A 20,458-nucleotide genomic window follows, 5' to 3' on the forward strand; every position below is an offset into this window, starting at 1 on the left:
CAGGCGTGGCGAGTTGCTGCCGTGCCTCTTGACTCCACTGGTCCGGACCTTTAGTTTCACGCCTTAAACAAAGCCAGCGGACACCCCAATGCCCACTCTGTTCACCGGTGTTGGACCCCAAACCCCCCACGCGAGAGGCCGCCCGTACATGGCCAGACCACTCCCCACCGCAGTCCCGCTCGCCGTCCTCGCGCTCTCCGCCGGACTGCTCACCGCCGCCCCCGCCCAGGCCGCCACCGGCGCCATCACCGGGCTCGCCGGCAAGTGCCTCGACGTCGCCGGCGCCAACTCGGCCGACGGCACGCCCGTCCAGCTCTACGACTGCAACGGCACGAACGCCCAGCAGTGGACGGTCGGCACCGACGGCACCATCCGCGCCCTCGGCAAGTGCCTGGACGTGACCGGCGATTCGACCGCCGACGGCGCCAAGGTACAGCTGTGGAGCTGTACCGGCGGCGCGAACCAGAAGTGGACCGTCACCGCCGCCCACGACATCGTCAACCCCCAGGCGAACAAGTGCCTGGACGTCACCGGCAACAACTCCGCCAACGGCACCCGGACACAGATCTGGAGCTGCAGCGGCGGCGCCAACCAGAAGTGGAACGCACCCGCGAGCGGGGGCGACGGCACCCCGTCCGCGCCCATGGCCGTCGCGCCGTACCTCTACAACGGCTGGGGCAGCCCGCCCGACCCCGCCACCATCACCCAGGCCACCGGCGTGAAGTGGTTCACCCTCGCCTTCGTGCTCAGCAACGGCTACTGCAACCCGCAGTGGGACGGCAGCCGCCCCCTGACCGGCGGGGCCGACCAGCAGACGGTCGACACCGTGCGGGCCGACGGCGGTGACGTGATCCCCTCCTTCGGCGGCTACAGCGGCAACAAGCTGGAGAGCTCCTGCTCCAGCGCGGGCGAGCTGGCGGCGGCCTACCAGAAGGTCGTCAACGCCTACGGCCTGAAGGCGATCGACATCGACATCGAGGCCGACGCCTACAGCAACGCCACCGTGCAGCAGCGCACCGTGGACGCGCTGAAGACCGTGAAGGCCGACAACCCGGGGCTGAAGGTGTACATCACCCAGGGCACCGGGCAGAGCGGGCCCGACACCAGCCTCATCGACCGCGCCGCGTCCTCCGGGCTGACCGTGGACGCCTGGGCCATCATGCCGTTCGACTTCGGCGGCGCCGGACAGAACATGGGCAACCTGACCACCCAGGCGGCCGAGGGTCTGAAGAACGCACTGAAGAACGCATACGGCTACAGCGACGACCAGGCCTACCGGGACATGGGCATCTCGTCCATGAACGGCATCACCGACAACAACGAGACCGTCACGGTGAACGACTTCCGGACCATCCTGGCCTACGCGCAGGCGCACCACCTCGCCCGGCTCACCTTCTGGTCCGCCAACCGTGACCGGCCGTGCACCGGCGGCCCCGCCGACAGCTGCTCCGGCGTCGCCCAGTCCGACTGGGACTACACCCGCGTCTTCGCCGCCTACACCGGCTGACCCCGCCCCCCAGGAGAACTCGTGTTTCCCCGTCCACGCCGCAGACCGACGGCCGTCGCCCTCGTCGCCGCGGCGGCCGCCGCCCTGCTCACCGCCGGGCCCACCCCCCTGCTCGGCGCCGGACCCGCGCACGCCGCCACCGCCCGGGCCGCCGCCCTGCCGACCGGCTTCACGACCGTCATCAACGCCGCGAGCGGCAAGTGCCTGGACGCCAAGGCCGCGGCCACCGCCAACGGCACCCCCGTCCAGCAGTACACCTGCAACGGCAGCGCCGCCCAGCAGTGGAGCCTCACCGACGCCGGCAACGGCTACGTCCACCTCGACAACCGCAACGACACCGGCAAGTCCGTCGACGTCACCGACGTGTCCACCGCCGACAACGCGCCCGTCCAGCTGTGGAGTTACGGCGGCGGCGCCAACCAGCAGTGGCAGGCCGTGGACAACGGCGGCGGCGCCTTCCACCTCGTCAACAAGAACAGCGGCAAGTGCCTGGACGACCCCGGTGCCTCGACCGCCGACAGCGTGCAGCTCCAGCAGTACACCTGCAACGGCACCGCCGCCCAGCGCTTCCAGGTGGTCCCCGTGACCCAGTCGGCCACGAACCCGGACCTCGGTCCGAACGTCGTCGTCTTCGACCCGTCCATGTCGTCCTCCGCCATACAGAGCAAGCTGGACGCGATCTTCAAGCAGCAGGAGACCAACCAGTTCGGCGCCCAGCGCTACGCCGTCCTGTTCAAGCCCGGCGCCTACAGCGCGGACGTCAACGTCGGCTTCTACACCCAGGTGCTGGGCCTCGGCCTGACCCCGGACGCGGTCTCGATCAACGGCGCCGTGCACGCCGAGGCCGACTGGTTCCAGGGCAACGCCACGCAGAACTTCTGGCGCGGCGCCGAGAACCTCTCGGTCAACCCCACGAACGGCAGCGACCGCTGGGCCGTCTCGCAGGCCGCGCCGTACCGCCGGATGCATCTGCGCGGCAACCTCGCCCTCGACGACGGCGGCTGGTCCTCCGGCGGCTATCTCGCCGACAGCAAGGTGGACGGACGGGTCGACTCCGGCACCCAGCAGCAGTGGCTGACCCGCAACTCCCAGCTCGGCGGCTGGACCGGGTCCAACTGGAACATGGTGTTCGTCGGCAGCCAGGGCGTCCCCGCCACCAGCTTCCCCAACCCGCCGTACACCACCGTCGCCCAGAGCCCGGTCACCCGCGAGAAGCCGTTCCTGTACGTCGACGGCTCCGGGAACTACCAGGTGTTCGTGCCGTCCGTACGCTCCAACTCCACGGCCACCAGCTGGGGGAGCGGCAGCCCGTCCGGCACCTCGCTGCCGCTCAGCCAGTTCTACGTCGTCAAGCCCGGCGCCACCGCCGCACAGATCAACGCGGCCCTCGCGGCGGGGCAGAACCTGCTCGTCACGCCCGGCGTCTACCACCTCGACCAGACCCTGCAGGTGACCCGCCCCCACACGGTCGTCCTCGGCCTCGGGCTCGCCACCTTCGTCCCCGACAACGGCATCACCGCGATGACCGTCGCCGACGTCGACGGCGTCAGGATCGCGGGCCTGCTCTTCGACGCCGGCACCACCAGCTCGAAGACCCTGCTCGAGGTCGGGCCGGCCGGCTCCACCGCCTCCCACGCGGCCGACCCGACCTCCCTGCACGACGTCTACTTCCGCATCGGCGGCGCGGGCGTCGGCAAGGCGGCCACCGGCCTCGTCGTCAACAGCGACAACGTCATCGGCGACCACATGTGGCTCTGGCGCGCCGACCACGGCAGCGGCGTCGGCTGGACCAGCAACACCGCCGACACCGGGCTCGTCGTCAACGGCGACGACGTGACGATGTACGGCCTGTTCGTGGAGCACTTCCAGAAGTACCAGGTGCTCTGGAACGGCAACGGCGGCCGCACCTACTTCTTCCAGAACGAGATGCCCTACGACCCGCCGAACCAGTCCGCCTGGATGAACGGCTCCACACGCGGCTACGCCGCCTACAAGGTCGCAGACTCCGTCACCAGCCACCAGGCGTACGGACTCGGCAGCTACTGCTACTTCAACGTCAACCCGAGTGTGACCGCCGACCGTGCCTTCGAGGTGCCGAGCAACCCGAACGTCGACTTCACCAGCATGGTCACCGTCTCCCTGGGCGGCACCGGCACCATCAGCCACGTCATCAACACCACCGGAGGACCCTCGAACTCCTCGAGCAACGTCGCGGACCTGGTCCGCTACCCGTGAGCGAAGGGTGTGGCCTGCCTGACGTGTGAGGCGCCGTCGCGTGGATACGCGGTCTGGACGGACACCAGGGCCCGTCCGGAAGGCCACCCCTGCCATGACCAGAGAAAACCAGCTCTCTCCCGCATCGGAGATCACCCTCCGGGTCAACGGGAAGCCCCACACCCTGCACGTCGACCACCGGCGTGTCCTGCTGGACCTGCTCCGCGAGGACCTCGGCCTCACCGGGTCGAAGAAGGGCTGCGACCACGGCCAGTGCGGTGCCTGCACCGTGCTGGCCGACGGCCGCCGCGTCAACAGCTGCCTGCTGCTCGCGGTCGCCCTCGACGGCAGCGAGATCACCACCGTCGAGGGCCTCGGCGGGGACGGCGAGGAGCCCCACCCGCTGCAGCGGGCCTTCCTCGACCGCGACGCCTTCCAGTGCGGCTACTGCACCCCCGGGCAGATCTGCTCGGCCGTCGGCATGATCGCCGAGGCAGCGGCCGGCCACCCGTCCCACGTCACCGATCCCGCGGCCCCCTCCGGCCGGCCCGTCCCGCTGGACCGGGCCGAGATCCGCGAGCGCCTGAGCGGCAACCTGTGCCGCTGCGGCGCCTACCCGCGCATCGTCGAGGCGGTGGAGGACGTGATCCGGTGAACGGCTTCGGATACCTCAGGCCCGGCAGCCTCCAGGAGGCCGTCGAGGCGTACGCCGCCCACCCCGGCGCCCGCTATCTGGCCGGCGGCACCAACCTGGTCGACCTGATGAAACTCGGCGTCGAGCGACCCGCCCTGCTCATCGACGTCGGCCGGCTGCCCCTGGCCACGATCGAGGAGCTGCCCGACGGCTCCCTGCGCGTCGGCGCCACCGTGCGCAACAGCGACCTGGCCGCCGACCCCCGCGTCCGCGACCGCTACCCCGCGCTGTCCCAGGCGCTCCTCTCGGGCGCCTCCGGGCAGCTGCGCAACGCCGCCACCACCGGCGGCAACCTGCTGCAGCGCACCCGCTGCCCCTACTTCCAGGACCTGGACAAACCCTGCAACAAACGCGAGCCCGGCACCGGCTGCGGCGCGAGGGAGGGCGTCCACCGCGACCACGCCGTCCTCGGCCACTCGGAGCACTGCATCGCCACCAACCCGTCCGACATGGCCGTCGCCCTCGCCGCGCTGGACGCCCAGGTCGAGCTGTACGGCACCGAGGGCACCCGGCGCCTTCCGGCGGCCGAGTTCCACCGGCTGCCGGGCGAGCATCCCGACCGGGACACCTGGATCAGCCCCGGCGAACTGATCACCGGCGTGCTGCTCCCGGCCGCCACCGCCGGCGTCCCGTCCGCCTACCGCAAGGCCCGCGACCGGGCGTCGTACGCCTTCGCCCTCGCGTCCGTCGCCGTCGTGCTGCGGGTCGCGGACGGCGTCATCGACCACGCGGGGATCGCCTTCGGCGGGCTCGCCCACCGGCCCTGGCGGGCCCGGCACACCGAGCTGGCCCTGCTGGGCGCCCCCGCGACGCCCGAGGCCTTCGAGGGAGCCGTGGCGCTGGAACTCGCGCACGCCGAGCCGCTGCGGGACAACGCCTACAAGGTGCCCCTCGCCCGCAATCTCGCCCTCGACGTCCTGAACCGCCTCGCCCCGGCCCCGGCGGTGGCCTGAGCCGGCACGGCAGGAGCGAGCAGACCAGGAGGACCCCATGACCGCCAACCCCCCGGGCACCCCCGAAGACCGCGCACGACCCACGGCCCCCACTACCCCCTCCGGGTCTTCCGGCGGACGTCGACCGGGAGGGCGCCCGGCCCCTGGTAGTGCCCTGGGTGCGGCGGAATCGTGCCGGGACGGTGGGAACCCGGTCGTCGGCGCCACTGGGGCTCTCGGCGGGCGCCGGTCAGGAGCGCACCCGGCTCCCGGTGGCGGCTTGGGCGCGCCGGAAGAGTGCCGGTCGGCAGAGAACGCGGCCGTCGGCACCGGGTCTTGCGGTGGAGGCCGGCCGGGAGGGCGTCCGGGTACTGGTAGTGCCCTGGGTGCGCCGGAAGAGTGCCCGTCGGCAGAGAACGCGACCGCCGGCACCGGGGCTTCCGGCGGACGCCGGCCGGGAGGGCGCCCGGGTACTGGTAGTGCCCTGGGTGCGCCGGAAGAGTGCCGGTCGGCAGAGAACGCGACCGCCGGCACCGGGGCTTCCGGCGGACGTCGACCGGGAGGGCGCCCGGCCCCTGGTAGTGCCCTGGGTGCGCCGGAATCGCGCCGGGACGTTGGGAACCCGGTCGCCGGCGCCACTGGGGCTCTCGGCGGGCGCCGGTCAGGAGCGCACCCGGCTCCCGGTGGCGGCTTGGGCGCGCCGGAAGAGTGCCGGTCGGCAGAGAACGCGGCCGCCGGCACCGGGTCTTGCGGTGGAGGCCGGCCGGGAGGGCGTCCGGGTACTGGTAGTGCCCTAGGTGCGCCGGAAGAGTGCCGGTCCGAAGAGAACGCGGCCGTCGGCACCGGGTCTTGCGGCGGAGGCCGGCCCGGAGGGCGTCCGGGTGCTGGCGGTGCCTTGGGCGGGTTCGAAGAGCGCACGGACGTACGGAACGCGGGCGCCGGCATCACCGGGGCTCTCGGTGAGGGTCGGTCAGGAGGGCACGTCGGCCCCGGTAGCGGCCTGGGTGTGCCCGAGGAGCGCCGGGACGTGCGGCACACGGCCCCCGCCACCCCGACCGGGGCTCCCGGCGAGCGCCGGCCAGGAGGGCGGCCGGGCCCCGGCAGCGCCCTGGGCGCCCCCGTCGAGCGTCGGGAGGGGCGGGAGAAGGTCACCGGCGCAGCCCGTTACGCGGGCGAGTACGTCCTGCCCGGGCGCGCACACGCCTGGCCCGTGCCCGCCGCGATCGCCCGGGGCCGGGTCACCTCCGTCGACGCCTCGGCCGCCCTCGCGCTGCCCGGTGTCCTCGCCGTCCTCACCCCCGACGACGCCCCGCGTCTCGCCGTACCCGAGGACGCCACGCTCGCCGTGCTGCAGGGCCCGCACGTGCCGCACCGGGGCTGGTGCGTGGCCCTGGCCGTCGCCGACACCCTGGAGACGGCCCGCGCGGCCGCCCGGGCGGTACGGGTCACCTACACGGCCGAACCCCACCACGCCGATCTCGACCCGGAGCACCCGGACGCCTACGAGCCCCAGGAGGCCAACGCCGGTTATCCGGGCCGCGTCGAGCACGGTGACCCGCAGGCCGCCTACGCCGCCGCCGACGTCCGTGTCGACGTCACCTACCGGGTGCCGCCGCTGCACAATCACCCCATGGAGCCGCACACCAGCACGGCCCACTGGGACGGGGACCGGCTCACCGTGTACACCTCCAGCCAGGGCGGTACGACCGTGCGGGAGGTCCTGGCCCAGCTGTTCGAGCTGCCCGAGGACCACGTCACCGCCGTCACCGAGCACGTCGGCGGCGGCTTCGGCTCCAAGGGCACCCCGCGCCCGGACGTCGTCCTCGCCGCGATGGCCGCCCGACGCACCGGCCGGCCCGTCACCCTCGCCTGCCCCCGCCGCCACCTGCCCACGACCGTCGGCCACCGCGCCCCCACCGTGCAGCGCCTCCGCCTCAGCGCGAACGCGGACGGCCGCCTCACCGCCGTGCTGCACGAGGCGACCACCCACACCTCCCGGGTGAAGGAGTTCGTCGAGCAGGCCGCGGTGCCCTCACGCGTCATGTACGCCACCCCGGCCCTGCTCAGCTCCCACCGGGTGGTCCCGCTCGACGTGCCCAGCCCGTCCTGGATGCGCGCCCCCGGCGAGGCGCCCGGCATGTACGCCCTGGAGTCGGCCGTGGACGAACTCGCCTGCGCCCTCGGCACCGACCCGGTGGAGCTGCGCGTCCGCAACGAACCCGAGCGGGAGCCGGGCAGCGGCAAACCGTTCAGCAGCCGGCACCTGGTGGAGTGCCTACGGGAGGGCGCCCGCCGCTTCCGCTGGGACGGGCGTGACCCACGTCCGGGCAGGCGCCGCGAGGGCCCGCTGCTCATCGGCACCGGCGTGGCCGCGGCCACCTACCCGGCCGCGGCCGTCCCGGCCACCGCGACCGCCCGGGCCCTGCCCGACGGCACCTTCGTCGTCCGGATCAACGCGACCGACATCGGCACCGGGGCCCGTACCGTCCTCGCCCAGATCGCCGCCGACGCCCTCGGCGCGCCCCTCGACCGGGTCCGCACCGAGATCGGGCACAGCGATCTGCCGTCGGCCTGGCTGGCCGGCGGCTCCATGGGCACCGCCTCCTGGGGCTGGGCCGTGCACGAGGCCTGTACCGAGCTGGCCTCCCGGCTCGCCGCGCACACCGGAGCGCTGCCCGCCGACGGCATCGAGACCCACGCCGACACCGCCGGGCAGGCCGACGCCGACAGCCCCTACGCCCGGCACGCCTTCGGGGCCCACTTCGCCGAGGTCGCCGTCGACACCGTCACCGGCGAGACCCGGGTACGGCGGCTGCTCGGGATCTTCGCCGCCGGGCGGATCCTCAACTCCCGTACCGCCCGCTCCCAGTTCACCGGCGGCATGACCATGGGCCTCGGCATGGCCCTCACCGAACACAGCACCCTGGACCGCGCGTTCGGCGACTTCCCCGAGGCGGACCTCGCCTCCTACCACGTGCCCGCCCATGCCGACGTGCCCGCCATCGAGGCCGACTGGATCGCCGAGGACGACCCGCACCTCAACCCCATGGGCAGCAAGGGCATCGGCGAGATCGGCATCGTCGGCACCGCGGCCGCCATCGGCAACGCCGTACACCACGCCACCGGCATCCGCTTCCGCGACCTGCCGCTCACCCCCGACCGGATCCTCGCCGGCCTGCTGTCCGAGGGGTGACCGTGACGGGGCCGACCTGGGAGTACGAGGGCTACCGGCCGGAGGAGGAACGCCTGCGGGAGTCGCTGTGCACCCTGGGCAACGGGTACTTCGCCACCCGCGGGGCGCTGCCCGAGTGCACCGCGGACGACATCCACTACCCGGGCACCTACGTGGCCGGCTGCTACGACCGGCTCACCTCCGAGGTCGCCGGACGCCGGGTCGAGAGCGAGGACATGGTCAACCTCCCCAACTGGCTGCCGCTGCGCTTCCGGCCGGCGGGCGGTGCCTGGCTCACCCCGGACTCCGACCCCGTCACCGAGCACCACCTGACCATCCATCTCGAGCCCGGCCTGCTGGAACGCCGCACCAGCTACGTCCTCGACGGCGGCGCCACACTCCATGTGCGCCAGCTGCGCCTGGTCCACCTGGCCGACCGTCATGTCGCCGCGCTGCGCACGGAGTTCACCATCGAGGGCGACGGGACCGAGCTGGAGGTCGAGGCCGCGCTGGACGGACGCGTCACCAACGCCGGCGTGGCCCGCTACCGGGACCTGGACGGCCGGCACCTCACCCAGATCCGGACCGGTCTCGCCGCACACGGCGCGATGTGGCTGCGCTGCCACACCCGCACGTCCCGTATCGAAAGCGTCCTGGCGGCCCGGCTGTCCGCCGAGGCGCCGGTGGCGACGGCGCACGAGGCCCTGCGCGCCGTCCAGCACGTGCGGCTGCGCCTGGCACCCGGCCGTACCGTCACCGTCGACAAGACGGTCGCCCTGCACACCTCGCACGACCCCGCCATAGGTGACCCGCTGGACGCGGCCGTCGACCGGGTCGGTGCCGCCCCCGACTTCGACGCACTGCTGGAGGCGCACGCCACCGCCTGGGACCAGCTGTGGCGGCGCACCGCGCTGGAGGTGCCCGGCGAGGCGGGCAGCATCCTGCGCCTGCACCTGTTCCACGTGCTGCAGACGCTGTCGCCGCACACGGCCGACCTCGACGCCGGCGTCCCCGCCCGCGGACTGCACGGCGAGGCCTACCGCGGCCATGTCTTCTGGGACGAACTCTTCGTCCTGCCCTACCTCAACCTGCACCTCCCCGAGGTCTCCCGCGCCCTGCTCCACTACCGGCACCGGCGCCTGGACGCCGCCTGCCACGCGGCCCGCGAACTCGGCCGGCGCGGCGCGCTCTACCCGTGGCAGAGCGGCAGCGACGGCCGCGAGGAGGCCCCGGAACTCCACCTCAACCCCCGCTCCGGCCGCTGGGTGCCGGACCACTCCCGGCTGCAGCACCACGTCGGTTCGGCGGTGGCCTACAACATCTGGCAGTACTGCGAGGCCACCGGGGACACCGACTTCCTGCACGGCGAGGGCGCCGAGATGCTGCTGCAGATCGCGCGCTTCTGGGCGGACTCGGCCCGCTACGACGACCGCCTCGGCCGGTACCGCATCCGGGGGGTGATGGGCCCCGACGAGTACCACGACGCCTACCCCGGCGCGGCCCGGCCGGGTCTGGACGACAACGCGTACACGAACGTCACCGCCGCGTGGGTGCTCGCCCGCGCCCTGGACCTGCTGACCACCATGCCCGAGCCGCGCCGCGAGGAACTCGCCGAGAGCATCGGCCTGGACGAGGACGAGCCCGCCCGCTGGGAGGAGATCTCCCGCACCCTCCACATCCCCTTCCACGACGGGGTGATCAGCCAGTTCGAGGGCTACGGCGACCTCGCCGAGCTGGACTGGGACGACTACCGCAAGCGGTACGACGACATCCGCCGCCTCGACCGGATCCTGGAGGCCGAGGGCGACACCGTCAACCGCTACAAGGCGTCCAAACAGGCCGACGTGCTGATGCTCGGCTACCTCTTCTCGGTCGCCGAACTCCGCTCCCTCTTCGACCGGCTGGGCTGTCGCCTGGACGAACGGACCTGGACCGCGACCGTCGACCACTACCTGCACCGCACCAGCCACGGCTCCACCCTGAGCGGCCTGGTCCACGGCTGGGTCCTCACCCGCGCCCGCCGTACCGACGCCTGGACCTTCGTCCAGGAGGCGCTGCGCGGCGACATCGCCGACCTGCAGGGCGGCACCACCGGCGAGGGCATCCACCTCGGCGCCATGGGCGGCACCCTCGACCTCGTCCAACGCGGACTGACCGGCCTGGAGACCCGCAACGGCGCCCTGTGCCTCGACCCGGTCCCACTCCCCGAACTCTCCTCCTACGGCTTCGCCATCCGCTACCACGGCCACTGGGGCGTCCATCTGCACCTGCGCAGCGGCCTGCTGGAGATCGCCGTACCGGACTCCGACCGCGCCCCCATCGACGTCTGCCTGCGCGACCGGGTGGTTCCGGTGGGCCCGGGGGAGGCGGCACGGCTGGTGGTCCCGGAGTGAAGGGGCGCGGGGCCGTACCGGTGTCCGGCTTCGTCGCGCGGGCGTGACGGGGCACGAGGGCGCGGCACACGATCGACGGCACGGGCCGGCCGCGTCAGCGGCGCACGCGATCTCGACGCGGACGGACGGGACGGCCACCATGCACCTGGTGAGTGATTGAAACGGGAAGGAGAGGGCGGGGATGAGCGCGAGCGAGGCTCCCTTGCGTGTGCTGGCGGTGGACGACGAGGAGCCCGCGCTCGAGGAGCTGTTGTACCTCCTGCAGCGGGACCCCCGGATCGGCACCGTGGCGCCGGCGGCGGGACCCACCGAGGCGCTGCGCCGGCTCGGCCGGGCCAGGGCGGACGGGCCGGACGGCGAGGACGCCATCGACGTCGTCTTCCTGGACATCAACATGCCGGGACTCGACGGCCTCGAACTCGCCCGCCTGCTGGGCGGGTTCGCCGCCCCGCCGCTGATCGTCTTCGTCACCGCCCACGACGACTTCGCCGTCCGCGCCTTCGACCTCAAGGCCGTCGACTACCTGCTCAAGCCCCTCCGCAGGGAGCGCTTCGCCGAGGCCGTACGCCGGGTCGCCGAACTGGTCCGGGCCGGGCAGGGACCCCGGCCGGCCGCCGCCCACGCCGCGACCACGCCCGAGCAGGCGCCCGCCTCCGGTGATCAGGTCCCCGTCGAACTGGGCGGGGTGACACGGTTCGTGCCCATCGCCGACATCACCTATGTCGAGGCCCAGGGCGACTACGCGCGACTGCACACCCCGCACGGCAGCCACCTGGTGCGCGTCGCCCTGTCCACCCTGGAGGAACAGTGGCGCGCACGCGGGTTCGTGCGCATCCACCGCAGCCGGCTCGTCGCCCTCGGCCGCATCGAGGAACTCCGCCTGGACGGCGGCAACGTGACCGTAAGGATCGGAGACCGCGTCCTGGCCGTGAGCCGGCGCAACGCCCGGGAACTGCGAGACCTGCTGGCCAGACACGCGGCAGGCAGGGCCCGTTGAGCACGGGAAGCGGTTGCCGGGTGACGGACCTGTGGCGATTCTCGTCCATCCGCTGTCTCGGCCCCGGCCCGCTGCGTACACTCGCCGCAGCACAAGGTGATCACCGCTGCGTCGGGGAGTGCGTCATGGGTGCCGAATCCGTCCCTCGCAGAGAGGTGGTCACCGGACGGCCGCGCCCCGCCGTCGGTACGCCCGCACCGCGCCCGGCACCCCCGTCACACCCCCAATCCGAGGTGTTACCGGAGCAGTTGATACGCCGTCAGCTGACGGCCGCGCTCGTCACCACGGCCCTCCTCGCGATCCCGCTCGGCCTGCTCCCCGTACTCCTGCGCATCCTGCCGCTCACCGGCGCCGCACCCCGCGTCCCCCTGGCCGTATGGCTCGTCCTGGGCGTGGCGCCGTACCCCGCCCTGCTGGCCATCGGCGCCTGGTACGTCCGCCGCGCCGAGCGCAACGAGACCGACGCGGCCGCCGGCGCTCCCGCGGAACACCCCTGACCATGCGCCGACCTACCGCCGGGGCCGGCCGGTGAACCAGACGTACGGCATCGTGGGCGTGACGGCCGTGATCCTCGCCACGGTCCTCGTCGGCGGGCTCGGCCTGCGCATCTCCCGAACCACCTCCGACTTCTACGTCGCCTCGCGCACCGTCGGGCCCCGCCTCAACGCCTGCGCGGTCAGCGGCGAGTACCTGTCCGCAGCCTCCTTCCTCGGCGTCGCCGGACTCGTCCTCGCCCAGGGCGTCGACATGCTGTGGTTCCCCATCGGCTACACCGCCGGCTTCCTGGTCCTGCTGGCCTTCGTCGCCGCCCCGCTGCGCCGCTCCGGCGCCTACACCCTGCCCGACTTCGCCGAGGCCCGGCTGGAGTCCCGGGCGGTGCGCCGGATCGCCGGTGTGCTGGTCGTCGGCATCGGCTGGCTGTACCTGCTGCCCCAGCTGCGCGGCGCCGGCCTCACCCTGCGGCTGCTCACCGGCGCGCCCGGCTGGCTCGGCGGTCTCGTCGTCGCCGCCGTGGTCACCGGCGCCGTCGCCGCCGGCGGGATGCGCAGCATCACCTTCGTCCAGGCCTTCCAGTACTGGCTGAAACTCACCGCCCTGCTGGTGCCCGTGGTGTTCCTGCTGCTTGCCTGGCGCGCAGACCACGCCCCGGCACCCGCCTGGGACGACCGGCCCGTCTTCCACCGCTCCACCGAGGTACGCGTCGACCGGCCACTCACCCTCACCGTGCGCGAGCCGGTCCGGGTGACCGCGTCCGGGACCGTCGACGGACGCGCGGTGCACGGAGCGCCGCTGCGGCTCGGCGAGGGCCGGCACCGCATCGGCGCGGAGAGCGCCCTGCGCTTCCCGGCGGGCGCCCGGGTCCCGCTGCCGGACCGGGCGGCCGGCCGTACCGTGCCCTCCAGCTGGGCCATGCCGCTGTCCTCGGACCGCGAACAGCACGGCCTGTACGCCACCTACGGGCTGATCCTCGCCACCTTCCTCGGCACCATGGGCCTTCCGCACGTCGTCGTCCGCTTCTACACCAACCCCGACGGCCGCGCCGCCCGCCGCACCACCGTGAGCGTGCTCGGCCTGCTCGGCGCGTTCTACCTGCTCATCCCCCTGTACGGCATGCTCGGCCGCCTGTACGCCCCCGACCTGCTCCTGACCGGCGACACCGACGCGGCGGTGCTCGTCCTGCCGCAGCGGCTGCTCGGCGGGGTCGGCGGGGACCTGCTCGGCGCGCTGGTCGCCGGGGGCGCCTGCGCGGCGTTCCTCTCCACGGCGTCCGGGCTCACCATGTCCGTCGCGGGCGTCCTCGCCCAGGACGTGCTGCCCACGCTCGGCGTCCGCCACTTCCGGCTCGCCACGCTGCCCGCGATCGCGGTGCCGACGGCTGCGGCTGCCGTGGTCAGCGATCTGCCCGTGGCCGACGCGGTCGGACTCGCCTTCGCCGTCTCCGCGTCCTCGTTCGCTCCGCTGCTCGTCCTCGGCATCTGGTGGCGCGGCCTGACCCCGCCGGGCGCGATCGCCGGGCTCGTCCTCGGCGGCGGTTCGGCGCTCACCGCGGTGACGGCCACCATCGCCGGCGGTGCCCGCTCCGGCTGGCTGCACACCCTGCTGGCCTGGCCCGCGGTGTGGTCCGTCCCCGTGGGCTTCGCCGCGATGGTCCTGATCTCCCTGGCCACCCGCAGCCGCGTCCCACCCGGCACCGCCGCCACCATGGCCCGCCTCCACCTCCCCGAACCCCCCGCCCTCACCCGCCCCGGACCGGCGACGACGTGACCGAGGAGCCGTTGTGCAGACCAGTGACACGGACATCCGAACCGGGGCACCCGTCGGAGACCACGCCGCGCCACAACACCGGCAGGACCACGCGGCTCGACGGCACGGGCACGGCCCTGACGCCGGGCGGCACGGGGAGGGCCGGGAGTCCGGGCGGCATCGGCCAGGTCCCGGCTGTCGCCGACACCGGTGCGAACGCGCCGCGCGCCCGAACCGCCCGGCCCCCGGCGCTCGCCGGCACCGAGGAGACTCCGGGCGGACCGGCTACTCGGCGGCCGGCGGCGACCCCCGGCGCTCCGGCACCCGCCCCGCCGGCTCGAACCCGCGTCACCCATGACCGTCCTCGGTACCGCGGCGCTCTTTCTCGCCGGCCTCGGGCTGTTCGTGCTCGGTGCCGCCCTCGGGCACGGGGCGGCGCGCCGGCAGCAGGAGCACTCGGCCGACCGTGACGGGGCGCGCGCCCTGGCCCATGGCCTGCACGCCGCCGCGCTCGCCGCGGCACCCCTGCGTGCCGGGCTCACCCCGGACACCGCCCGCAAGACCGTCCGCAGGCTGCGCCCCCTGCTCGGCACCCCCGCCCTCGCCCTCACCGACGACACCGCCGTGCTCGCCTGGGACGGCGCCGGCGAACACCACCGCGCGGAGGTGCCGGCACACCTCGCCCGCCCACCCCGCGCCCGGACCTTCCCGCTGTCCTGCGACGACGCCGGCTGCCCCGTCCGCTGGGGTGCCCTCGTGCCGCTCTCCGCCGACGGCGGCGCCCACGGCGCCCTTGTCGTGTTCGCCGCCGGCGAGTCCACCGCCGTCGCCCGGGCCGGCGAGGAGGCGGCCCGTCGGCTCACCCTGGAACTCGAGCTCGCGGGCCTCGACCGGGCCCGCACCAGCGCCCACGAGGCCGAGGTCCGGGCCCTGCGCGCCCAGATCTCCCCGCACTTCATCTACAACTCCCTCGCGAGCATCGCCTCCTTCGTCCGCACCGACCCCGAGCGCGCACGTGAACTTCTCCAGGAATTCGCCGACTTCACCCGCTACTCCTTCCGCCGCGGCGGCGACTTCACCACCCTCGCGGAGGAGTTGCGCTCCATCGAGCAGTACCTGGAACTCGCCCGCGCCCGCTTCGGCCGCCGCCTGCAGGTCACCCTGCGCATCGCCCCCGAGGTGCTGCCCGTGACGCTGCCCTTCCTGTGCCTGCAGCCCCTCGTCGAGAACGCCCTCAAACACGGGCTGGAGGGGGCCGTGGAGCGCATCGGGGTCACGATCGTCGCCGAGGACGAGGGCACCGAGGCCCGGGTCGTCATCGAGGACGACGGCATCGGCATGGAACCGGAACGCCTGCGCGCGATCCTGCGCGGCACGGCCGGCCCCGCCAGCGGCATCGGCCTGAGCAACGTCGACCGCCGGCTCCGCCAGGTCTACGGCGACGACCACGGCCTCGTCATCGAGACCGGTGTCGGAGCGGGCACGAAGATCACCCTCCGCGTCCCGAAGTTCCGCCCCGGCATCCAGGCCCGGCCCGCGCAGCCCTAGGAACGAGGGTGCACGGCCCAGGAGTCCCGGCGGCGGTCCCGGATGTCAGGGAGCTGCGGGAAGGCGGCCGACCTGTGGGTGGCGACGGCGGCGACATCGGAGCCCGGGATGCAGACGATCGCGCTCGACGCGCCCGGCTCGCGGAGCGTGGCCGCCGCGGCGACGGCGTACGGCGGTCCGGCCGCCATCGCGTACCGGCGCTCGTGCGTGGACGCCGACCTCTCGAACGACGCCCGCCATACCCCCGATCTGACCGAGGCGCTGACGGCGCACGGCGCGGCTCCCGACCGGGCGCCCGGGCTCGCGGCGCTCGTCGTGGCGGCCGCCGAGGGAGCCATCGCCATGTGCCGCGCCCAGCGCAGCATGCGGCCGCTCGACCGTGTCGCCCAGGAACTCGAAACGCTGCTCACCGACGCACTCGCCCGCCCGGCCTGACGGCCAGGGGCCGCGACGTGGATGCGCGGCCCCGACCCGCCACCGCTCATGTCACGCCGGCACGGTGGCCGTTCGGCCGAGATGCCAGGCGAAGAACCGGACCGCGCTGGCGGCCTCGAACCGGGGGAGCTCCTTGTGCCTGCCCGCGTTGGCGTGCAGCGACTTCTCCTTCGAGGCGAAGGCGTCGAACAGCGCCAGACTGGCCTCGCGCGGGATGTGCTCGTCGTCCCACTGCATGTCGTACTCGATCGGGACGGTGATCTGCTTCGCCTTCTCCGCCAGGACGTCGGGCCAGTGCTGACCGAAGACCGCGGCCGTGATCCTGGGCTCGATCGCCACCAGCGGCACGCCGATCGCGGTGCCCATGTTGATGCCGAAGTAGCCGACCGGCCCATCGGCGCCGATTTCCGGAAGCTCCTGGAGGGCGTCCAGGGTCGCCTGCCATTCGGGGACGGCGAGCTCCGCCAGGTGGGCGTTGTAGCGCACGACGACCGGGCCTTCCGGCTCGCCCGCCGCCCTGGCCCGGAACAGCTCGGCGATCTCCTGCTCGTCGTGTGCCGTGCGCGGCCGGTCGCCGTGACCGGGCGCGTCGATACAGGCGACGTGGAAGCCGCAGCCGCTCACCAGGAGCTGTGCACGACCCGCCATCGCAGGATGCTTCTTGTGGTTGCCGCCGCCGTGGCCCATCAGGACCAGGGGCGCACGGTCCGCGCCGGATGCGGGCGACCAGAGGACACCGGGGACCTCGCCCAGGGTGAAGTCGCGTTCGATCACGCCGTCGGCGGAAGACTCGGAGATGAACTGCAGAGATTTCATGGCGTGTTGCCTTTCGGGAGTGCCTTGTTGTCGAGGCGCTCCCGGCGACACCTACGTCGATCGCCCGACCGTGACGACGAGGGGGAGCACCCACACGAATGCAGCGTTCATGGGTCTCACCTCCTCGGCTGGTACACGGTCAACTGCAAGCTAACAGATCGATGATCAACCCGCCCAACCCTTTTTCCCGCCACGTGCACGGCCGAACACGCCCTCCGCAACCGGGTGTTCTCCGCCGTGGAATGATGACCGGCGACACAAGGCGACGGCGGGGAGTGACGCGGCGTGCCCGAGAGGCCGGCGGAAGAGGCGTCGGACGACGCCGTGGCGGGGAGCGGCGCGGCACCGTGCCGGGTCGTCGTGTGCCGGGACTGCTGCTGCGGCAGTCCCAAGGTGACCGGGGTCGATCACGCGGCGCAGACCGCGCGTCTGCGGGCGGAGGTGCCGGTGCGCATCTCCGACTGCCTCGATGTGTGCGACCAGGCCAACGTCGTCGTCGTACAGCCGTCCGCCGCGGGCCGGGCCGCCGGCGCGCGGCCGGTGTGGCTCGGGCTCGTCAACGACCCCGACGCGACCGAGGACATCGTCACCTGGGTCCGCTCCGGCGGCCCCGGAGTGGCCCCCCTACCGGACATCCTCGGCCTGTACGCCTTCACCCCGCCGCGGCGCCGCACGGATTCCCGCTGACCCACCGGTCCCGTACCGTCCCACCAGCTGGGAGAGGAAGATCACTTGGGAGAGAGGCGGTCTTGGCCATGCGCGCGTCACGCGGTACGGTCGATCCGATATCGATGACGGCGAAACGGAAGCCGGTGGGAATCCGGCACGGTCGCGCCACTGTATGCGGGACCCCCAGGGGCTCGTGAGTCAGACCCGTGGTCGTCGTCCTGTGCACCACCGAGATGGGACGCGAACTCCCAGAGGAGGGTCCTGCCATGGCGCAGACCGTCGCCCAGCCGACAGCCACCACCCCCGTCGTTCCCGCCCAGCTGCCGCTGAAGGCGATTGCTCCCTGGGCGGTCTTCTTCGGCATCCTCATGCTGATCCTGCTCTACTTCGTCGGCGCCGAGCAGGGCGCCACCTCCGTGTTCAACGGCACGGACGTCCACGAGTGGGTGCACGACGCCCGCCACCTGCTGGGCTTCCCCTGCCACTGACGCGACGAACACCGCGCCCATGAACTCCGCAACCGTACGGAACCTTCTCGTCCGGGGCATGCTCGCCGGTCTCGCGGCCGGTGTGCTCGCCCTGGTCGTGGCCTACGTGCTCGGTGAGCCGAACGTCGACAAGGCCATCAGCTTCGAGCAGGCTCACTCCCACGAGCACGAGATGGAGGTCGTCTCCCGCTCCCTGCAGTCGACCGCCGGCCTCGCCACCGGTGTCCTCGTCTACGGCGTCGCCTTCGGCGGCATCGCCGCGCTCGCCTTCTGCTTCGCCCTCGGCCGCGTGGGCCGCTTCGGCCCGCGCGCCACGGCACTGCTGCTGTCGGGTTGCGCGCTGCTCGCCGTGTACGTCGTCCCGTTCCTGAAGTACCCGGCCAACCCGCCGTCGGTCGGCAACCCCGACACCATCGGCAAGCGGACCACCCTGTACTTCCTGATGATGCTGCTCAGCGTCCTGCTGGCGGTCGCCGCCACCATCCTGGGCAAGCGGCTCGCCCCGCGCCTGGGCACCTGGTGGGCCACGGTGGCCGCAGTGATCGCGTTCACCGTCGTGATCGGCCTGGCCTACCAGTTCCTGCCCGCCGTCAACGAGGTGCCCAAGGGCTTCCCCGCCACCCTGCTGTGGCGGTTCCGGCTCTCGGCACTGGCGATCCAGACCGCTCTGTGGGCCGGATTCGGCCTCGCCTTCGGCGAGTTGGCCGAACGGCTGCTGAACCCCAAGCCGGTTACGGCCGCGAACCGGCGAGCGGTTCCCGCCGCGCACTGACTCCCCGCGTACGGCACAGGGCCCGGCGGAACCGCCCGCCGGGCCCTGTGCCGTTCCGCCTAATCGGCCTCCGCCGCGGCAAGCGGACACCCCAGCCGCAGATTCCAGCGCCCGGCCCGGCCGCTGAGCTCCGTCACGGTCAGCGGCGGCACGTCGAGGCGCCAGAAGACGGCCGCGGGCATGCCGAGCGCATGGACGACGGCCCCCCGCACCACCTCCGGCTCGACGACGGCGACCGTACGGCCCTCCCACTCCTGCGCCTCGGCCAGCCAGCGCGCGACCCGTCCGCACAGATCCCGCACGGACTCACCCCCGTGCGGTGCGCACTCGGGGTCGGTGAGCCAGCGGCCCACCGCCTCCGGCTCGGCGGCCCCCACCTCCTCCAGGGTGCGCCCGCGCCAGCGGCCCACGTCGAGACCCGCCAACTCCGCTACCTGCAGGCCGTCGAGGCCCAGCGCCGCGGCCGTCTCCCGGCAGCGCACGCCGGGGGAGGTGAGGACACGGACCGCGGAGGGCAGGGTTCCGGCCGCCGAGCGGGCACGTGCCGCTCCGCTGCCGTCGATCGAGCCGCCGTCGTCGAAGCGGGCCTGGCGCAGCGACGCGCTCATGGCGGGGGAGAGGAGAAGGACTCGGCTGGTCACGTGGTTCAGAGGTACCAGCATCCGCGCACGGCACACAAGGCCCGGCCGACGACCGGGCCGGCCGGGGGTTTGCGGCGCACCGCACGGACTGGCGATCATGGGGTGGCTCGGTTCCTCCGGAAGAACAGGCGGCGGCACGTGATACCTCCCGTTCCCTCCATCGACCGGCGCCGGCTGCTCGGCCGGGTCCTTCCCGCCGCGGCCGCGACCCTGCTCACCGGGACGGCCGCCGCCTGTGCCGGGACGGGTTCCTCCCCGCGGGCGGCCGAGCCGCTGCTGGCGTTGGTCTACCGAGGGCCCGCGGCCTGCGACGGATGCGCCGAGGCGGTCGCCGCGGTGCTGAAGAAGGCCCCGCGTCCGTTCACGGTCGCCTACGTCGGCCCCGACGAGGACGTCCCCCTGACCGCGGCCGGTCTGGCGGACGCCGACGTCTACGCACAGCCCGGCGGCAACGACGATCTCGGCGGCACCTGGACGAAGCTGAGGGGCGCCGCCGGGGCGATCCGTGACTGGACGCGGGCCGGCGGCCGCTACCTCGGATTCTGCATGGGCGGCTATCTGGCCGACAGGGACCCGGGGTTCGGCCTGCTGCCCGGCGACACCGACCAGTACATCACCTCACCGCGCGCCTCGGTCCATGACGCGACGGACACGCTCGTGCCGGTGACCTGGAAGGGCAAGCGGCGTCACATGTACTTCCAGGACGGGCCGTACTTCGTGCCGGCCGGCGGTGCGGACGTGTCCGTACTCGCCAGGTACGACAACGGCACGGCCGCCGCTGTCGTCGCGCCGTACGGCAAGGGGCGGGTCGGAGTCGTCGGGCCGCACCCGGAGGCGGATGCCTCCTGGTACTCCGACGCGGGGCTGAGGAATCCCGACGGCGTCCGCCTCGATCTCGGTCACGACCTCATCCAGGAGACCGTCAAGGGGCTGTAG

The 20,458-nt window shown here is 73.3% G+C and carries 17 protein-coding genes and 1 riboswitch; of the genes, 15 read left to right on the forward strand and 2 right to left on the reverse strand.

Translation table 11 applies throughout. The features are described from left to right. Positions 1 to 148: 148 nt before the first annotated feature. The 11 genes from ACWDEN_RS15370 to ACWDEN_RS15420 all read left to right on the forward strand — a co-directional run bounded on the left by ACWDEN_RS15370 (position 149) and on the right by ACWDEN_RS15420 (position 16,136). On the forward strand, positions 149 to 1,507 hold the full coding sequence (locus ACWDEN_RS15370; protein ID WP_450859322.1) for a lectin: 1,359 nt from the start codon (positions 149 to 151) through the stop codon (positions 1,505 to 1,507). 21 nt (positions 1,508 to 1,528) lie between these two features. Next, positions 1,529 to 3,742: an RICIN domain-containing protein gene (locus ACWDEN_RS15375; protein WP_450859324.1), complete on the forward strand. Its 2,214-nt coding sequence runs from the start codon at positions 1,529 to 1,531 to the stop codon at positions 3,740 to 3,742. A gap of 94 nt (positions 3,743 to 3,836) precedes the next feature. Continuing rightward, positions 3,837 to 4,376, forward strand: a complete 540-nt coding sequence (locus tag ACWDEN_RS15380; protein ID WP_450859326.1) for a (2Fe-2S)-binding protein — start codon at positions 3,837 to 3,839, stop codon at positions 4,374 to 4,376. Then, positions 4,373 to 5,368 carry an FAD binding domain-containing protein gene (locus ACWDEN_RS15385; protein WP_450859328.1) on the forward strand — a complete coding sequence of 332 codons (996 nt, stop codon included), beginning with the start codon at positions 4,373 to 4,375 and terminating at the stop codon, positions 5,366 to 5,368. Before ACWDEN_RS15380 ends, ACWDEN_RS15385 begins: the two co-directional genes overlap by 4 nt. A gap of 1,087 nt (positions 5,369 to 6,455) precedes the next feature. Next, entirely contained in the window at positions 6,456 to 8,540 is a 2,085-nt protein-coding gene (locus tag ACWDEN_RS15390; protein ID WP_450859377.1) for a xanthine dehydrogenase family protein molybdopterin-binding subunit, read from the forward strand. Between the two features lie 2 nt (positions 8,541 to 8,542). Next, positions 8,543 to 10,912, forward strand: coding sequence for a glycoside hydrolase family 65 protein (locus ACWDEN_RS15395; protein WP_450859330.1), 2,370 nt, complete (start codon positions 8,543 to 8,545; stop codon positions 10,910 to 10,912). A gap of 181 nt (positions 10,913 to 11,093) precedes the next feature. Continuing rightward, a complete protein-coding gene (locus ACWDEN_RS15400; RefSeq protein WP_351621668.1) occupies positions 11,094 to 11,909 on the forward strand; it encodes a LytR/AlgR family response regulator transcription factor in 816 nt (271 codons plus the stop codon). Positions 11,910 to 12,157: 248 nt separating this feature from the next. Then, complete coding sequence (locus tag ACWDEN_RS15405) at positions 12,158 to 12,406, forward strand: hypothetical protein (protein WP_450859333.1); 249 nt, start codon at positions 12,158 to 12,160, stop codon at positions 12,404 to 12,406. A gap of 31 nt (positions 12,407 to 12,437) precedes the next feature. Next, positions 12,438 to 14,174, forward strand: coding sequence for a sodium/solute symporter (locus tag ACWDEN_RS15410; RefSeq protein WP_450859335.1), 1,737 nt, complete (start codon positions 12,438 to 12,440; stop codon positions 14,172 to 14,174). A gap of 333 nt (positions 14,175 to 14,507) precedes the next feature. After that, a complete protein-coding gene (locus ACWDEN_RS15415) occupies positions 14,508 to 15,701 on the forward strand; it encodes a sensor histidine kinase (protein ID WP_450859337.1) in 1,194 nt (397 codons plus the stop codon). Between the two features lie 108 nt (positions 15,702 to 15,809). Beyond that, positions 15,810 to 16,136 carry an LmrA/YxaF family transcription factor gene (locus tag ACWDEN_RS15420; RefSeq protein WP_450859339.1) on the forward strand — a complete coding sequence of 109 codons (327 nt, stop codon included), beginning with the start codon at positions 15,810 to 15,812 and terminating at the stop codon, positions 16,134 to 16,136. Between the two features lie 51 nt (positions 16,137 to 16,187). Here ACWDEN_RS15420 and ACWDEN_RS15425 read toward each other — a convergent pair whose 3' ends face one another. After that, a complete protein-coding gene (locus ACWDEN_RS15425; RefSeq protein ID WP_450859341.1) occupies positions 16,188 to 16,952 on the reverse strand; it encodes an alpha/beta hydrolase in 765 nt (254 codons plus the stop codon). A 324-nt stretch (positions 16,953 to 17,276) separates the two neighbouring features. Between ACWDEN_RS15425 and ACWDEN_RS15430 the strand changes: the two genes are divergently transcribed. The 3 genes from ACWDEN_RS15430 (at position 17,277) to ACWDEN_RS15440 (ending at position 18,881) form a co-directional block, all read left to right on the forward strand. Next, a complete protein-coding gene (locus ACWDEN_RS15430) occupies positions 17,277 to 17,639 on the forward strand; it encodes a hypothetical protein (protein WP_351613694.1) in 363 nt (120 codons plus the stop codon). Positions 17,640 to 17,712: 73 nt separating this feature from the next. Further along, positions 17,713 to 17,850: riboswitch (cobalamin riboswitch) on the forward strand. A 37-nt stretch (positions 17,851 to 17,887) separates the two neighbouring features. Then, positions 17,888 to 18,109 (forward strand): CbtB domain-containing protein, encoded by a 222-nt coding sequence (locus ACWDEN_RS15435; protein WP_351613687.1) that lies wholly within the window; start codon positions 17,888 to 17,890, stop codon positions 18,107 to 18,109. 19 nt (positions 18,110 to 18,128) lie between these two features. Beyond that, the gene (locus tag ACWDEN_RS15440) at positions 18,129 to 18,881 is read left to right on the forward strand and encodes a CbtA family protein (protein WP_351613685.1); all 753 of its coding nucleotides are present in this window, start codon (positions 18,129 to 18,131) and stop codon (positions 18,879 to 18,881) included. 59 nt (positions 18,882 to 18,940) lie between these two features. On the opposite strand, the gene ACWDEN_RS15445 is transcribed toward ACWDEN_RS15440, so the two are convergent. Next, positions 18,941 to 19,522 (reverse strand): histidine phosphatase family protein, encoded by a 582-nt coding sequence (locus tag ACWDEN_RS15445; RefSeq protein WP_450859379.1) that lies wholly within the window; start codon positions 19,520 to 19,522, stop codon positions 18,941 to 18,943. Between the two features lie 138 nt (positions 19,523 to 19,660). Here ACWDEN_RS15445 and ACWDEN_RS15450 point away from each other — a divergent pair, with 138 nt between their 5' ends. After that, positions 19,661 to 20,458: a BPL-N domain-containing protein gene (locus ACWDEN_RS15450; RefSeq protein ID WP_450859344.1), complete on the forward strand. Its 798-nt coding sequence runs from the start codon at positions 19,661 to 19,663 to the stop codon at positions 20,456 to 20,458.

The sequence above is a fragment of the Streptomyces sp. NPDC001153 genome (genome assembly GCF_053598315.1).

Bases quoted from the DNA above. Each gene is read 5' to 3' on its own strand.
- ACWDEN_RS15420 (WP_450859339.1), top strand. From the start codon at position 15,810: ATGCAGACGATCGCGCTCGACGCGCCCGGCTCGCGGAGCGTGGCCGCC.
- ACWDEN_RS15415 (WP_450859337.1), top strand. From the start codon at position 14,508: ATGACCGTCCTCGGTACCGCGGCGCTCTTTCTCGCCGGCCTCGGGCTG.
- ACWDEN_RS15400 (WP_351621668.1), top strand. From the start codon at position 11,094: ATGAGCGCGAGCGAGGCTCCCTTGCGTGTGCTGGCGGTGGACGACGAG.
- ACWDEN_RS15380 (WP_450859326.1), top strand. From the start codon at position 3,837: ATGACCAGAGAAAACCAGCTCTCTCCCGCATCGGAGATCACCCTCCGG.
- ACWDEN_RS15425 (WP_450859341.1), bottom strand. From the start codon at position 16,952: ATGAAATCTCTGCAGTTCATCTCCGAGTCTTCCGCCGACGGCGTGATC.
- ACWDEN_RS15435 (WP_351613687.1), top strand. From the start codon at position 17,888: ATGGCGCAGACCGTCGCCCAGCCGACAGCCACCACCCCCGTCGTTCCC.
- ACWDEN_RS15440 (WP_351613685.1), top strand. From the start codon at position 18,129: ATGAACTCCGCAACCGTACGGAACCTTCTCGTCCGGGGCATGCTCGCC.
- ACWDEN_RS15370 (WP_450859322.1), top strand. From the start codon at position 149: ATGGCCAGACCACTCCCCACCGCAGTCCCGCTCGCCGTCCTCGCGCTC.